General features: G+C 73.8%; 15 protein-coding genes. 7 read left to right on the top strand and 8 right to left on the bottom strand.

All coding sequences use genetic code 11. The annotated features are described in order from the left end of the window. Nucleotides 1-44: 44 nt before the first annotated feature. The 6 genes from O7603_RS03535 to O7603_RS03560 all read right to left on the bottom strand — a co-directional run bounded on the left by O7603_RS03535 (nt 45) and on the right by O7603_RS03560 (nt 5,490). Nucleotides 45-1,682, bottom strand: a complete 1,638-nt coding sequence (locus tag O7603_RS03535) for a hypothetical protein (protein WP_281574241.1) — start codon at nt 1,680-1,682, stop codon at nt 45-47. Continuing rightward, nucleotides 1,679-2,569 carry an ABC transporter ATP-binding protein gene (locus O7603_RS03540; protein WP_281574242.1) on the bottom strand — a complete coding sequence of 297 codons (891 nt, stop codon included), beginning with the start codon at nt 2,567-2,569 and terminating at the stop codon, nt 1,679-1,681. Before O7603_RS03540 ends, O7603_RS03535 begins: the two co-directional genes overlap by 4 nt. 143 nt (nt 2,570-2,712) lie before the next feature. Then, nucleotides 2,713-4,023 (bottom strand): Na+/H+ antiporter NhaA, encoded by a 1,311-nt coding sequence (gene nhaA, locus O7603_RS03545; protein WP_281574243.1) that lies wholly within the window; start codon nt 4,021-4,023, stop codon nt 2,713-2,715. A 158-nt stretch (nt 4,024-4,181) separates the two neighbouring features. Next, entirely contained in the window at nt 4,182-4,475 is a 294-nt protein-coding gene (locus O7603_RS03550) for a BON domain-containing protein (protein WP_281576583.1), read from the bottom strand. 37 nt (nt 4,476-4,512) lie between these two features. Then, nucleotides 4,513-5,130 carry an STAS domain-containing protein gene (locus tag O7603_RS03555; protein WP_281574244.1) on the bottom strand — a complete coding sequence of 206 codons (618 nt, stop codon included), beginning with the start codon at nt 5,128-5,130 and terminating at the stop codon, nt 4,513-4,515. A gap of 81 nt (nt 5,131-5,211) precedes the next feature. Next, entirely contained in the window at nt 5,212-5,490 is a 279-nt protein-coding gene (locus tag O7603_RS03560; RefSeq protein WP_281574245.1) for a hypothetical protein, read from the bottom strand. 150 nt (nt 5,491-5,640) lie between these two features. Here O7603_RS03560 and O7603_RS03565 point away from each other — a divergent pair, with 150 nt between their 5' ends. Genes O7603_RS03565 through O7603_RS03575 form a run of 3 tightly spaced genes read left to right on the top strand, consistent with a single transcriptional unit; the run spans nt 5,641 to nt 8,224 of the window. Further along, nucleotides 5,641-6,315 carry a response regulator transcription factor gene (locus O7603_RS03565; protein ID WP_281574246.1) on the top strand — a complete coding sequence of 225 codons (675 nt, stop codon included), beginning with the start codon at nt 5,641-5,643 and terminating at the stop codon, nt 6,313-6,315. Next, entirely contained in the window at nt 6,312-7,667 is a 1,356-nt protein-coding gene (locus O7603_RS03570) for a HAMP domain-containing sensor histidine kinase (protein ID WP_281574247.1), read from the top strand. The genes O7603_RS03565 and O7603_RS03570 overlap by 4 nt, the downstream gene beginning before the upstream one ends. Next, nucleotides 7,664-8,224, top strand: coding sequence for a GerMN domain-containing protein (locus O7603_RS03575; RefSeq protein ID WP_281574248.1), 561 nt, complete (start codon nt 7,664-7,666; stop codon nt 8,222-8,224). Before O7603_RS03570 ends, O7603_RS03575 begins: the two co-directional genes overlap by 4 nt. A gap of 147 nt (nt 8,225-8,371) precedes the next feature. Here O7603_RS03575 and O7603_RS03580 read toward each other — a convergent pair whose 3' ends face one another. Then, nucleotides 8,372-10,249, bottom strand: coding sequence for a Xaa-Pro dipeptidyl-peptidase (locus O7603_RS03580; RefSeq protein ID WP_281574249.1), 1,878 nt, complete (start codon nt 10,247-10,249; stop codon nt 8,372-8,374). Nucleotides 10,250-10,498: 249 nt separating this feature from the next. Between O7603_RS03580 and O7603_RS03585 the strand changes: the two genes are divergently transcribed. After that, nucleotides 10,499-11,335: an alpha/beta fold hydrolase gene (locus O7603_RS03585; protein WP_281574250.1), complete on the top strand. Its 837-nt coding sequence runs from the start codon at nt 10,499-10,501 to the stop codon at nt 11,333-11,335. A gap of 55 nt (nt 11,336-11,390) precedes the next feature. Here O7603_RS03585 and O7603_RS03590 read toward each other — a convergent pair whose 3' ends face one another. Then, on the bottom strand, nt 11,391-12,644 hold the full coding sequence (locus O7603_RS03590) for a hypothetical protein (RefSeq protein ID WP_281574251.1): 1,254 nt from the start codon (nt 12,642-12,644) through the stop codon (nt 11,391-11,393). Nucleotides 12,645-12,719: 75 nt separating this feature from the next. On the opposite strand from O7603_RS03590, the gene O7603_RS03595 reads away from it, so the two are divergent. The 3 genes from O7603_RS03595 to O7603_RS03605 all read left to right on the top strand — a co-directional run bounded on the left by O7603_RS03595 (nt 12,720) and on the right by O7603_RS03605 (nt 14,943). Further along, the gene (locus O7603_RS03595; protein ID WP_281574252.1) at nt 12,720-13,301 is read left to right on the top strand and encodes an RNA polymerase sigma factor; all 582 of its coding nucleotides are present in this window, start codon (nt 12,720-12,722) and stop codon (nt 13,299-13,301) included. Next, complete coding sequence (locus tag O7603_RS03600; protein WP_281574253.1) at nt 13,294-14,043, top strand: hypothetical protein; 750 nt, start codon at nt 13,294-13,296, stop codon at nt 14,041-14,043. The genes O7603_RS03595 and O7603_RS03600 overlap by 8 nt, the downstream gene beginning before the upstream one ends. 144 nt (nt 14,044-14,187) lie before the next feature. Continuing rightward, the gene (locus tag O7603_RS03605) at nt 14,188-14,943 is read left to right on the top strand and encodes an SHOCT domain-containing protein (protein ID WP_281574254.1); all 756 of its coding nucleotides are present in this window, start codon (nt 14,188-14,190) and stop codon (nt 14,941-14,943) included. The last annotated feature ends 24 nt before the right edge of the window (nt 14,944-14,967 follow it).

The following is a 14,967-nucleotide window of genomic DNA, read 5'->3' on the forward strand; positions in this document are numbered from 1 at the left end:
GCGCCACGTTCGGCGGACGGCGTGGCCGGCGCGGCACCCGCGAATCACCCGCGGAGGTCCCGCCGACGGTAGCCGACGGCGCCGAGCACGGCGAGCAGCACGGCGACGGTCAGCATGACGCCGGCCGCAGGCCAGTGCGGTGCTCGGTCGGGGACCGGGGCAAGGTGCGCGAACGGGGAGAGCCGACCGACCCAGGCCGGCGCGCCGGTGCTGTCGGCCACGACCTGGAGCAGAAAGCCTCCCGCGGCGGGCAGGGCGCCGACGAGGGCGACCGCGCGGGGTAGCCAACCGAGCGAGAGCACGGCGGCGCCCAGGCAGAGCAGCGCGATCGGGAGCGTGTTCAGGGCACCGGCGAGCGCGGCGCCGAGCCCGAGCGGCGCGTCCACGGCGGTGGCCCCGGCCCACGTGGCGAGGCCGGCGACCACGGCGAGGACCAGCGTGCCACCGCAGGTGACTGCCGCCTCGGCGACGAGGAGTCGGACCCGCGTGACCGGCTGGGCGTAGAGCAGCGTGAGCCGACGGTCGGCCTCGTCGGCGGCGGTCGTGGCGACGCGGACGGCGGCGAAGACGCCGACCGGCACCGCGAGCAGGGCGAACAGCGCGGCCACGTAGCCCTCGACCGAGCCGAGGCCGGCGAACCCGGCCTGCGCGGCGAGGTCGGCGAACCGTGGGTTGTCGGTCAGGAACTCGGTCATCGACACGGCGAGCATGCCGATGAGGAGGAAGTACGCGCCCACCCCGGCCGCCCAGCCGCCGAGCGGGCGCATCATCCGGCGGGTGGCGAACCCGGGCACCGAGCGGAGCAGCCGCAGCCGGGGCGCTCGGCCCGCGGCCGGCCCGAACCAGCCGCCGCGTACGTCGCGACGCCCGGCCGCCGCCAACGCCGCGCCGAACAGAGCGGCGGCGGCGACCGCCAGAACCGCCAGCGGGAGGACGCGGTTCGCCGCGTACGGCTGGGAGAGCGCGACCAGCCCGAACGGCGACAGCCAGCGCAGCCACCCGAGCGCGGCGACGCCGTCGCCGACCATCCGCACCAGCAGCCCGGCGCCGAGCAGCGCGACTGCGGCGCCGGTGGCCCCGGCCCGGGTGGGAAACAGCTGTGCGGTCAGCGTGCCGGCGGCGACGAAGTACACCCCGACCAGCGCGAGACCGGTCCCGTGCAGCAGCGCCCCGGCGGGCGGGGTGCCGACGGCGGCGAGGGCACCGCCCGCCGCGAGTCCGGCGATCACCGTCGCACCGCAGAGCACGACCGCGTGCCGCGCCACCAGCGAGGTGATCGGGGCCGGACCCGCGGCCAGCAGGTCCCACCGGCCGGCGTCCTCCTCGCCACGCGTGATCCGGGTGGCGGCCAGCAGCCCCCACACCCCGGCGAGCACGGCCAGTACGGTGCCGGTACGCCACACCGTGAACCCGCCCGCGCCGTCCAGGGCGACCGGCCGGCCGAACAGCGTACGGATGGCCGGATTCTCGGCCAGCGCCTCCAGCGCGGCGGCGTCGAGCGCGTCGCCGACGGTGCTGGCGTAGGTGGCGGCGACCATCGCGGACATGCCGGCGAGCAGCGCGACGACGATCAGGGCGCCACGCCGGACCTGCCGCAGCGCGAGCCGGGTGACGGCGGCGCCGGCGAGCCCCACGGACGGGTCGACCGGAGTGCGCTCGGCAGGAGCGGCGACGGCGGTCACCGGGACTCCGGCGCGTAGTAGTCGAGGAAGATCTCCTCGAGGGTCGGCTCGTGGATCTGCACCGCGGTGACCTCGGCCCGGGACAGCGCGCGCAGCGCCGGCGCCGGCGAGCCGCTGAGCGTGAACCGCAGTCGGGCCGGCCCGACCTGCTCCACCGTCTCGACCCCCGGCACCCCGGTCAGCTCCGGCGCGGAGCCGGCGAAGGTGACCTCGACCTGGCTGCGGTGCAGGCGGCGGAGGTCGGCGACCCCGGCGACCTCGACCAGGCGACCCGCACGCAGGATCGCCACCTGGTCGCACACCGCCTCGACCTCGGCCAGCTGGTGGGAGCTCAGGAAGACGGTCTGCCCCCGTTCACGGGCCTGCGCGACCGCCTTCTGGAACTCCCGCTCCATCAACGGGTCCAGTCCGCTGGTCGGCTCGTCGAGGATCAGCAGCGGCGCCCGGGTGGCGAACGCCGCGACCAGCGCCACCTTCTGCCGGTTTCCGGTCGAGTAGGCCCGCCCCGGCTGGGACAGGTCCACCGCGAACCGGTCCACCAACTCGTCCCGGTAGGCCCGATCCACCCCCGGGCCGACCCGCCCCAGCAACTCCAACGTCTCGGCCCCGGTCAGGGCCGGCCACAGCGCCACGTCGGCCGGTACGTACGCGATCGACCGGTGCGCCGCGGCGACGTCGGCGACGTCGGTGTCGAAGATCCACGCGCGGCCCACGGTCGGGCGGGCCAGGCCGAGCAGCAGCCGGATGGTGGTGGACTTACCCGCGCCGTTCGGACCCAGGAACCCGAAGACCTCGCCGGCCGGCACGGTCAACTCCAGCGAGTCGAGCGCGCACACCGGTCCGTAGCGTTTGGTCAGACACGCAGTGCGGATGGCAGGGACAGCCATGGAGGCCTCCACGGTCGGCATCGGACAGTGACCGCCGACCAGACTTCCCGGCACTCCACCGCGGAGCCTACCCGCCGCGGTCCGCCCTCCGGAAGACCGTCGGAGACGGCGTGTGGACGGCGAGGGCGTCCGGCCGGCCGCGGTCAGGCCGACCGGGCCGGTGGCTCCTGGTAGACGTCCGGCACACCGTCGGCGTCGCTGTCCCGCTCCTCGATCTCGCAGATCCCCTGGTAGTGGCGGTTCCGCGCGCGCAGGACGGCGGTGGCCAGCAGGGCCGACACCAGCGACCCGAGCAGGACGCCGACCTTGGTGTGGTCGTCGCGTTCGCTGCCGGCCCCGAACGCCAGCTCACCGATCAACAGCGACACCGTGAAGCCGATCCCGGCCAGCAGCGCCAGCCCGACCATGTCCCACCACGCGATCCCCTCGGCCAGTCGGGCCCGGGTGAACCGCTGCACGAGCCAGGTGGCGCCGAGAACGCCCACGGCCTTGCCGACGACCAGACCGACCGTCACTCCCAGGGCGACCGAGTCGGTCAGGGTGCGGCCGAGGCCACCCGCGCCGGCGATCGACACTCCGGCGGCGAAGAAGGCGAACACCGGCACGGCGACCCCGGCCGACAGGGGGCGGATCCGGTGTTCGAAGTACTCGGCAAGCCCCGGACCGGGACCGGGTTTGCGGCGCAGCACCGGCACGGTGAAGGCGAGCGCCACCCCGGCGACCGTGGCGTGTACCCCGGAGGCGTGCACGAGCGCCCAGGTCGTCACGGCCAGCGGCACCAGCAGCCACCAGGAGCGCACCCTGCGCTGCACCAGCAGGCCGAACAGCGCCAACGGCACCAGTGCCAGCAGCAGCGGCCCGAAGTGCAGCGCGCTCGTGTAGAAGACGGCGATGATCACGATCGCGAGCAGGTCGTCGACCACCGCGAGGGTCAGCAGGAAGGTCCGCATGGCCGCGGGCAGGTGGGTGTTGATCACGCCGAGTACGGCGAGGGCGAACGCGATGTCCGTGGCGGTGGGGATCGCCCAACCCGCCAGGGCGCCGCCGCTGGTACCGGCGTTGAACGCCACGTAGATCAGGGCCGGCACCGTCATGCCGCCGAGCGCGGCGGCGACCGGCAGGACGGCCCGCCGGGGCTCGCGCAGGTCACCGGCGACGAACTCGCGCTTGAGCTCGAGCCCGGCGACGAAGAAGAAGATCGCCAACAGGCCGTCGGCGGCCCACTGCCCCAACGAGAGGTCGAGGTGCAGCGCCGGCGGGCCGACCGTGAAGTCGCCGAGCGACCGGTACGCGCCGGACCACGGTGAGTTCGCCCAGGCGAGGGCCAGCACCGCCGCGATCAGCAGCAGCACACCACCCACGGTCTCGGTACGCAGGATGTCGGCGATCCGGCGTGCCTCCGGCCAACTGCCGCGGCTGAGCAGCGGCGTGCGGTCGGTGGGGGGCGTGGCCATCGGGATCCTCCGGAGGGGTCGGCGAATTGTCCGCCGACCAGACTTCCCGGCACACCGCTCGCCATCCTACCCGTACGACGATCATCGAAACGGCTGTCGTCAGGGCCGGCGAGCAGGCCGCCCCGCCGACACCGTCATCGGTGTGATCGAGCGGCGGGTCATGCCGCCCGGCGCGGACGGGCAAGTCGCAGCAGATTGCACACGTCGAAGACGCCGGGGACGTCCCACGCGAGGTCACCGGCGACCTGACGGGCCTCCGGGCTCGCGACGGTCCCGCTGAGGATCACCACCCGGTTCTGTACGGCGACCGCGATCTGCTGGCGTCGAGTTGTCCAGTCGACGCAGAGCCGCTGGGCCACGAGCGCGGCGAGCCGCAGGTCCTCGTTCTGCAGGGGGGCGTCGTCCGCCGGATGGAACCGGGGATCGTCGGGCTGTGGCCAGGAAATCACGATGAGTCCTTCGGTCGGGGTCGGTTCCGGCGCCTACGGTTCACGGTCGCCCGTGCGGGGCCGCCCGCGTGGCGGTTGTCTCGGCCGTCAGGCGGGCCAGGCCACGAAGGGCGGCCGCGCGGCTCATCACGATCGGGAACACACCGTCGAGGCGCATGGTGTGCAGCACGGTCAGCACGAACCGGGACGGGGCGACCAGGCACAACGCGCCGCCGCGCCGTCGCGCCTCCTGATGGGCGCGAACGAGCAGACCCAGACCCGCCGAATCGATGACCTCGACGTCGGTGAGGTCGACCAGCAACCGACCGCCGAGATCGATCGCTTCGCGCAGTGCGCGTCGTACGAGCTCGACGGGCTCGGCCTCGCCTCCGGGCGGCTCGTGGCCGACCTCGTCCAGATCGTCGATCCCGAGGGCCTGTGTCCGACCGCGGTCCGTCCTGCGGTCGCCCTCGGCGGTGTCGTCGTCCGCCCGCAAAGCCAGGCCGCACCGGGGGCAGTGGTGCGGCCCGGAGGCGAAGGGCGAGCCGGCCCAGCCGTTCTCGAGCACGAGCGTCCAGACGACCTCCGCGTCGGGCAGCACGCAGGCGGTGCCGGTGATCGTGTCGCCGCAGCCGTCGCAGATCAGGGTCATCGACTGATCCGCTGGTACGACGGTCATCGCCACTCCTCTCACTCGTCGCTGTCGGGTCGGTGGGCCGCGGACCGGCCCCGGGCCCGGACGGCTGTGCGGTGGGGCCGGTCAGGGTCCGCTCGTGCGATCGGTGCGCCGGCGGCCGCTCAGCACGGCGAGGAGCACCGCGGTCCCGGCGCCGCACGACTGGGCGATCAACAGAGCCGTGAAGTCGTCGGCGCCCGCGCCCGCGAGACGGACGACGATGGCACCGAGCAGCGCCGCCGCCACGCCGAGCGCGAGGGTCAACCAGAGCGGGACGGCCGTCCGCCCGGGCACCGGCAGCCAACCCGCGGCGCCGACCATGAGCCCGACGACGAGCGCGCTGACGAGCACGTCCCCGCTCATCGATCCTCCTGTCTCCCGCGTTCGGCGTCGGCTATCACGGTCCGCGACGATCTTGGAGGTGGTCGCGCGGTTGTATGACGGTTGTGTGACAAATCCGAAGGGCGGCCGACACGATTGGGCAACCCCGGACCGGCCGGGGATGATGCCGGTATGACGGCCGTACTGGTGATCGAGGACGACGACCGGATCCGGCTGGCCATGCTGCTCGCGCTCGAGGACGAGGGCTACCACGCGTATGGCGTGGCGTCCGCCGAGGAGGGGTTGCGGCGGCAGCGGTCAGAGCCGGCGGACAACGTGCTGGTCGACCTGATGTTGCCGGGCATCGACGGCTTCGAGTGCATCCGGCAGCTCCGCCGCGACGACGACGTCCCGATCGTGGTGATCAGCGCGCGGGACGACACCCATGACATCGTCGCGGCGCTGGAGGCCGGCGCCGACGACTACGTGGTGAAGCCGGTGGCGATCAAGGAACTGTCGGCGCGGCTGCGGGCACTGCGCCGTCGCGGCCGGGCCACCGCCGGGCCGGTCGCCGCCCAGATCTTCGGTGACCTGGAGATCAGCGCGGACGCCGGGGAGGTGCGTCGGGCCGGAGATGTCGTCCCCGTCACCCGCACCGAGTTCCGACTGCTCTGCGAACTGGCCGAGCACGCCGGCAGGGTGCTGTCCCGCCAGCAACTGCTGCAACGGGTGTGGGGTTACGACACCGGCGACGAACGTCTCGTCGACGTCCACGTCGGCCGGGTACGACAGAAGATCGAGGACGACCCCGCCAACCCGCGGCACCTGGTCACGCTCCGCGGCCTCGGCTACAAGCTGCAGCGATGACCCGTCTCGGCCTCCGGGCCCGGGTCACGGCGGGCTTCGCCGTCGGCGCGCTGCTGCTCGCCGCGTCGATGGCGCTGTTCTCCTACGACCTCACCCGACGCTCCCTGCTCGAGGAGCGGGAACGCACCGCCGTGCGCGCGGCGTACGTCGACGCCGCGGTGGTCCGGACCGGCCTGGACACCGACGCCCCGGACGTCGTGGAGGTGCTGCGCTCCCTGGACACCGGCAGCATCCGCCGGCCACTGCTGCACCTGAACGGCCGCTGGCACGCCCGCAATGCCGAAGTCAGCGCCAGCTCGGTCCCCGTGGACCTGCAACGTCTGGTCCGCTCCGGCACACCGGCCGTGCAACGGGTCCGGATCGACGGGCAACCGGTGCTGCTCGTCGGCGTGCCGCTGTCGGACAGCGCCACCTACTACGAACTCACCTCGTTGCGCGAGGTGGAGCGGACCTTCCAGGTGTTGGCCCTGACGTTGACCGCCGTGGCCATCATGATCGCCGGATCGGGCGCAGCCCTCGGCTGGTACGCCACCCGGCACAGCCTGCGCCCGCTGACCGCGGTGGCCGACGCGGCCGAGCGGATCGCGGCCGGCGACTTCGGGACCCGCCTGGCCGCCACGACCGACCCGGATCTCACCCGCCTCTCCACGTCCTTCAACCACATGGTCGACCAACTTGTGCAGCGCATCGAACGGGACCGGCGGTTCGCCGCCGACGTCAGCCACGAACTGCGCTCACCACTGCAGACCCTGGCGGCCGCCGCGAGCGTCCTGAGTCGTCGGCGTGAGCATCACGACGACCGCACCGCGACCGCCGCCGGCCTGGTCGCCGACGAGATCACCCGCTTCCAACGTCTGGTCGACGACCTGATCCAGTTGGCCCGTACCGAACAGCCCGCCCAGCGGGAACTCGTCGACGCGGCGGCGCTGGCACGTGACGTCTGCCGCGCCCGATCGCTGCCGGACAGTCTCGTCCGCACCACGGCGATCGGGACGGGCGGCTGGTGGGTCGACCGACGTCGGGTCGAGCAGATTCTGGGCAACCTGCTCGACAACGCCGTCCGCTACGGCGGTGGGCCGGTGGCCGTGCGCCTGGGGTGGCGGGATCGCGACACGGCCGTCCTCGAAGTCGACGACGAGGGCCCCGGCGTGCCCGTCGGCGACCGCGTCGGCATCTTCGACCGCTTCGTGCGTGGTCGGGCGGCGCACGCCCGCGCGGACACGGACGGCACGGGACTCGGGCTGGCGTTGGTCGCACAGCACGCCGCCGCGCACGGTGGCCGCGCGGGCGTGATCGACCGGCCCGGGGGCGGCGCCCGGTTCTTCGTCGAGCTGCCCGGGAGCCTGCGGTGAGGGCGCGATTCCTGCCGTTGGCCCTGGCCGTGCTGCTGGGCGGGTGTGGGGTGCCGGCCGACGAGGTTCCCCGTCCCGTCCGGGTGCCGCCCGGGCCCTTTCCGGTGCCGGTGACCGTCAGCCCGACCACGTCCGAGGGCCGGGTCGACGAGACGCTCTGCTTCGTCCGGGACGACCGGATGGTCCGGGTCCTGCGGCGGACCGACAGCCTGCCGAGTGTGGACGTCCACCTGCAACACCTGTTGGCCGGGCCCGGTGCGCAGGAACGCGACGACGGCCTGAGCAGCGCCCTGACGGGGACGGTCACCCTGGCCGGTGCCCGGCTCGACGGCGGGGTGGCTGAGGTCGACGTTCGCGCGGTCGGCGACGAGACGGGCCGCAACGACGGGGTGCTCGCCTTCGGCCAGATCGTCTGCACGCTCACCGCACGTGGTGACGTGGACAGGGTCTCCTTCCGGCGCGCCGGACAGCCGTTGGACGTGCCCCGCGCGGACGGATCCCTGACCCGGGAACCGCTCACCGCCGCCGACTACGCGGTGCTCACGCTGGACCGCTGACGGCCCGGTCCGAAGCTCCGTCGGATCCGGGTGGCCGTTCGACTCCGCCGTCCGGACGTGGGTGGGGTGGCCCGACGCGTCAGGCCACCCCACCCCGTCAGTGCTTCGGCCCACCCGCGGCGGGGTGACCGGCTCCGGGCGGCCGGCTCAGAACCCGAGGACGGCCCGTCCGCCGACCATCGGCAGCCGTAGCTCGCTGTCGTGCGGCGCGACCCGCAGTGCGGTGCCGCCGAGCGGCAGCAGTGTGTACTCCTGGTCGCTGGAGAACACGACCACACCGATCCGGTGGCCGGCCTGGAAGACGTAGTCCTTCGGCTCCAGGGTCCACCGGTAGTCGTACAGCTTGCCCTGCCGCACCGGCTCGGTGCGGGACGGGCCCTTGCGGTTCTGCGGGTCCATCCAGCCCCGCGTGACCACGGTCGGCGCGGCGGTCGAGCCGGCCGGGCCGTAGTCGACCAGGTAGACGGTGAGGTTCGCGTCCGGCTTGTTGTCGATCGCCATCCGCAGCCGCATCTCCGGGCGGCCCGAGACGCGGACGTTCTGGCCGAGCGCCGGCGAGACGTACGCGAGCCGGTTCGCGCTCGCCGTGTCCGGGTTGGCCACCAGAGTGTCCGGGTGGATGGTCCGGCCCTCGTCGACGAAGCTCTGCTCGACCTTGCCCTTTGGCGGACGGCCGGAGGTGAGCGTGCCCGGGGCGGTGGCGGTGGTCGCGGCCAGCTTCAGCGCGACCTCACGGGCGCCCGGGTCGGGCCAGTTGGCGTATGTGGTGTAGACCCGGTCCTCCCGCTGGAGCACCGCGGTCGGCTCGTCCATGATCCCGTTGCGGACGTCCCACAGCCAGTAGTCGAACCAGCGGTTCTCGGTCTGCTTGTAGGTCCACGTCCGCCCGTCGGGCAGGGTCACCGACGCGTTGCTGCCCGGGCCGCCGTGCCCGCCCTGGTGCAGCCAGATCTTGCGCGGGACGTGACGCTTGGCCAGCTCGTCCCACCAACCGGCGAAGTGCTCGGTCTTCACGTTCCAGTCGTTGAGGCCGTGCACGACGAAGACGCTGGCCGCGACATCCCTGGCGTCGAGGTAGTCACGGTCCCGCCAGAACTCCGAGTAGTCGCCGGTCACCCGGTCCTGCTCCGCGGTGAGCGCGGCGATCTCGTCGGCGCAGCGCCCCTCGGCCCGCGTCTGGCCGGCCGTGAACTGGGCCAGGATGTCGGTGTCCTCGCCCTGGTACGTCCCGGGCGCGACGACCAGGCCGTTGGCCCGGTAGTAGTCGTACCAGCTGCTGATCGCGGAGACCGGCACGATGGTCTTGAGGCCCCGGACCCCGGTCGTGGCCACCTGGTTGGGCAGCGTGCCGTTGTACGAGACGCCGGTCATGCCGACCGCGCCGGTGGTCCAGCCGGCGGTCACCGGTGCGCCGCTCGCGTCGTAGCCCTTCGCCCGGCCGTTCAGCCAGTCGATGACCGCCTTGGTGCCGAGCGTCTCGGCCTGGTCGCCGCTGGTCGGGCAGCCGTCCGAGTCGCCGGTGCCGACACTCTGGCCCAGCACCACCGCGTACCCCCGCGGCACGTAGTAGTCGTCCAGCGAGCCGGGCAGGTTCGCCTTGGCCTCCGCGCGTTGGACTCCGAGGTCGAGTGCCCGGAGACCGGAGCGCCGGGTCAGGCCGTTCTGCGGCAGGTCGTCCACCAGCACGCTCGGGTAGGGCACGTCGCCCCAGGTGTCCTTGCGGTAGGGGCTGTGCTCGAAGATGACCGGCACCTTGAAGCCCTGGGTGGCGGTCTCCCGGGGCCGGGAGATGTCGATCGCCACCCGATCGAGCCGCCCGTCGTGGTCGGTGTCGAGGGGAGTCTGTACGTACACCCGCTCCTCGACGGCGTCGGCGAGCGAGAACACCGGCTGGGTCATGCCGTCACGGACCACGATGCCGGGTGCGGCCGAGGGCTGGGCGGCCGCCGGTGCCGGGGCGCCGCTCAGGACCAGTGCGCCGGACAGGCCGACGCCGAGTAGTGCCAGACAGGGGAGTCGACGCACGCGCGTCTCCCTTCCTTCGGGCTGGTGGCCGCGGGCGGCCAGGGATGGCTGACGAAGATCCATTCATTGACATGCTAGGTCCGGTCGGCGGTCCCGTCGATCACCTCCGGGAGCGGGATGCCCCTCCACCGTGGATGGCGGGAGTGGCGGGCCCGTCCGAGGCATCCGGTGCGGCGACGACCACGAGGCACGCGGATGCGCTAAACTGCAAACACCGTTCGCGGTTTGAGGATCGGAGGGGAGCGGGTCATGGAGCGGATCACGGCACCCGACGGGGCGGTCATCGTCCTGCACACCACGGGCTCCGGCCCGGGTGTCGTCCTGGTGCACGGCGGAGGGATCACGATCCACGAGTACCGGCGGCTGGTCGTCCGGCTCGCCGAGCGGTTCACGGTGCACCGGTACAACCGGCGCGGTCGCGCCGACGCCCCGCCGAGGCGCGAGCCCTACTCGGTCGAGCAGGAGATCGAGGACCTGGGCGCCGTGCTGGAGCACACCGGCGCGCGCAACGTCCTCGGCCACAGCTACGGAGGCTTCGTCGCCCTGCGGGCCGCGCTGCGCCTGCCGATTGACCGGCTCGCCCTCTACGACGGCGCGTTCTGCCTCGGCGGCACCCCGTCGTTCGCCTACCTCGACGCCGCGGACGAGGCGATCCGCGACGGCGACATCGCGAAGGCGCTGGCGATCGTCGGCGCCGGCGTCAACACCCAGTCCGGCGCGGCGCGGCTGCCGCTCGGCGTGCGCACCGCCGTCACCCGGGCGTTCCTGCGCACGCCCGTCGGTCGCACGATGGGTGCCCTGCTGCCGATGACGCTGTTCGAGACCCGGCAAATCGTGGCCCACGACGGGCCGCCCGAGCAGTACGCGGGCGTGACGGCCGAGGTTCTGCTGGCCTGCGGCGACCACGCGCCGGCCTACTTCGCCGAGCACAACGACGCGCTGGCCCGCGTCATACCCGGCGCCCGGACGCTCCGCGTCCCCCGCAGCCGCCACGACGCCATCGCCGTCGCGCACCCACGGCTCGTCGACCCGATCGCCGCGTTCCTCGGCGCTCCGCTGGCACCGAAACGGGCGGGTCAGGTGTAGCGCGGCCCTGCGCGGCGGCCGTCGTGCGGGCGGCCGCCGTGCCCCGCGCCGCGGCTCAGGCGGTCCCGGCCAGGCCACGCAGGCCCACGAGGCCGGTCACGGCGGCGCGGCCGAGTTCGGCCCCGGTGGCGGGATCGTGCCAGCTCACGGCGCCGGGCTGGCCGACGTACAGGCGGGCACCGTCGCGGCTCAGCACGAGACCGGTCACGCGCTCCGGAACCGGCCACTCGGCGGCCACCCCCAGACGCGCGAGGTCCACCGTGCGCACCGTCGGGCCGGCGCCGACGAACAGGCGGTCGTGGTCGGCGGCCGAGTGGGCGAGGCCGGCGCCCGAGGCGACGGTGGCCGTCCGGCGTACCGTCAGCTCCTGGGCGGAGATCTCCGCGACGGTGCCCGACGCCACGTCGGCCACGAACAACCGACGTCCGTCGGGAGTGACCGCTGTCGTGTGGCAGCTCGCCGGCCCCGCCCCGAACGGATGCGGCAGGTCCACGCAGTACGCCCAGCGTTCCACCAGGTTCAGCGTGTGCACGAACGCGTGCACGTTGCCCGGCCGTCCACTGACCAGGTCGCGGGTGTGCCGGTGGTCGTCCTGGTGGGTGTAGAGCGTGTAGAGGGTGGTCCGGTCCGGTGCGAGCACGGCCTGCCGCCCGTCGCCGCGCATCTCCTCCTCGGCGCCGGGCGGGACCGGCACCTTGGCGCGGGTGGACAGCGGGCCGGGCGCCGTCGTGGCGAGATCGACGACACGGACCCGGTAGCGGTCCGGCGCCGCCGGCGGAAGCCACTCCAGGACGAACAGCCCACCGCGATCATCGGTGAACGCCTCCGGCACGAAGTTGCCGGGCAGCTCCAGCCGCTGCCGGACCCCGCCGGCGTCGGCGATCAGCACCGGCGTCACGGCCCGCCCGCCGGGGCGACCCTCGGTGACACCGACCTCGTCCGCGGTGAGCGCCACCAGGGTGCCGTCGGCCGAGACGGCCTGCGGTGTCCAGCGGCCCGGCAGCGCGACACGCCGGGAGGCGTGGCCGGTGGCGGTGTCGACCCGGAAGAAGGCCGTGTCGGCGCCGGCGGCCGCGGTGCCGTAGATCGCCCGCCCGTCGGCGGTCGCGAGGGAGCGCGGGATGGTCTGCCGGCCGGCGCCCCGCAGCACGCCGAGCCCACCCTCCAGCTCCACCAGCAGCGGGTCGGGCACGGCGACCGCGGGGGCCGCGGTCCGCCTCCGTGCGGCATCGCAGCCGACCAGCGCGGCCGCGCCGGCGCCGGCGAGCGCGGTCAGGACGGTACGGCGCGAGATCGAGATGTTCGCCATCATGTCGGGGTGACACCGCCGGGCCCGGGGGAGTTCCGCCCGCCGGGGTGGAACCCGCACGCCGTGAGCGGTGTCATGAGCGTGACGTCACCGGAGGTACCACTGGACGACGACGAGTTCGTCACCCGCGCCCAGGCCGGCGACCGGGAGGCCTACGAGTACCTGGTCGCCCGGCACACCGCGTCCGCGTACCGGACGGCGGTGCTGCTCGGCGCGGGCTCGGACGCGGAGGACGTCACCCAGGAGGCGTTCGTGAAGGGTTACCGGAAGCTCTCCCGCTACCGGGGCGAGTCGTCCTTCCGCTCCTGGATCCTCGCGATCGTGGCGAACGAGACCCGCAACCTGCACCGGTCGCGCGGTCGGCGGGACGGCCTCGTCCTGCGGGCCGCGGCGGTGAACCCGGACCCGGAGTTCATCGACGACGGCGCCGTCGGCGCCGTGCTGGCCGCGGAACGTCGCGCCATGCTGGTCCGGGCGCTGCGCCTGCTACCGGTGAAGGACCGCGAGGTCATCGTGTGCCGGTTCTTCCTCGATCTCAGCGAGGACGAGACGGTGACGATGCTGGGCTGGCCCCGGGGGACGGTGAAGTCGCGGACGTCCCGGGCGCTGGCGAAGCTGCGGGGCCTGCTCGACCGCCAGGAGGTCCACGGTGGATGACCTCGAGCGCGAGCTGCGCGACCTGTCCTCGTGGCTGGAGACACCCGAGCCGCCGGAGATCACCGCCCGGGTACGCGCCCGGATCGCGGCCCCGATGCCGCGGCGCCTCCGGACCGCCGGCCCGGCGCCGCGGCGGCGGCGATGGCGGTACTACCTCGGCGCGACGCTCGTCGCGCTGGTCGTCGCGGTGCTGCCGCCCGGGCGGGCCGCGGTGGCCGACGTCGTGGCCGGGCTGCTGCGGTTCGCCGGTGTCACCATCACGACCTCGCCCACGCCGGCGCCGCCCACCAGCACGCCGTCGCCGCTGCCGTCGCAGCAGGCCGTCGCCCTGCACGAGGCGCAGCGGATGGTGCTGTTCCCGATCCTCACCCCCGCGCGGCTGGGCCCGGCCGAGCGGATCGAGGTGGCCGACCCGGACGACGCGGGCGCCTACCGGGTGGCCACCCTCCTCTACCGCGGGGGAGCGCTGCGCATCGACGCCTTCGACGGCCGACTCGACCCGGTCTTCCAGAAGCAGGCCAGCGGACCAGGTACGGAAATGGTCCAGGTCGACGCAGGCTTCGCGGTCTGGGTCGCCGGCCCCCACACCCTGACGTACGTCGATCGCAGCGGCCGGGCCCGCACGGAGACCGCGCGGCTCGCCACCTCGACCCTGATCTGGGAGAGGGCCGGCGTGAGCTACCGGCTCGAAGGCGACCTCACCCAGCGAGAGGCGATCGCGATCGCCAACTCGGTGGCGTAGCCGGGCCTCGACGGCCGGTGGGCGCCGGTCGACGGGATTCGACCGATCGCCGCGATTGACAAGTGCCGCTAGCGTCGCCGGCACCTACCCGGATCGGGGGCGTCGATGGTGGATCGGGCGGAGTTCGGGCGGCGGCCTCGGTCGGTGACGGTCGCCGTGGCGCTGATGGCCATCGTGTCCGTCGGGTATCTGGTCGACGCGGCGGCGATCCTCAGCGGCGCCTCCGCTTATCCGGACCGGGTACGCGACGCCATGATCGCCGCAGAGATCGACCCACGCGCGGTCGAGGTGCTCCGACCGCTGGTCTCGGTGCTGCCGTACGGCGCGGCGGGGATCACCGCCGTGGCGGCGGTGATCCTCCTGGGTGTCGCGTTGTGGGTGCGGGCGGGAAGTTTCGTGGGCCGCATCTTCGCGTGGGTCACGACGGGACTGTCCCTGGTGTGCGGCCTCGGTGCCCTCGGCTCGTCCGGTACGGTCGCCTTCAGCGGCATCGCCCGGGTGTCCGCCTACAGCAGCGACGAGTCCGGGACCTTCACCTTCGCCCAGTCGTTGCCGGACGCGTACCCGCCGGCCTACCGCCACCTCAGCACCGCCGTGGGCCTCGCCGCGATGCTCGCCCTGATCGTCGTCGCCGTGCTGCTCGCGCGCCCCGCGGCCAACCGCTTCTTCCGCCCGTTCGTGGAGCTGACCGTCGCCCAGGCCTCGGCCGCCCGGACGGCCCCGACCATCCCGATCGGCACGACCGAGTCGAGCGCGTGGGTCGGTGCGGCCGCCGCGCCGGCCCCGCCGACGGACGGACCGGCAGCCGAACTGGCGCTGCTGATCCGGAAGCACCAACGCGGCGAGTTGACTGACGAGGAGTTCACCGCTGCCCGCGACGACCTGCTCGGTGGCCGCTGACCGCCGCTCGCGCGAGCCTTCGCC

This window comes from Micromonospora sp. WMMD812 (assembly GCF_027497215.1).
Taxonomy (GTDB): domain Bacteria; phylum Actinomycetota; class Actinomycetes; order Mycobacteriales; family Micromonosporaceae; genus Micromonospora.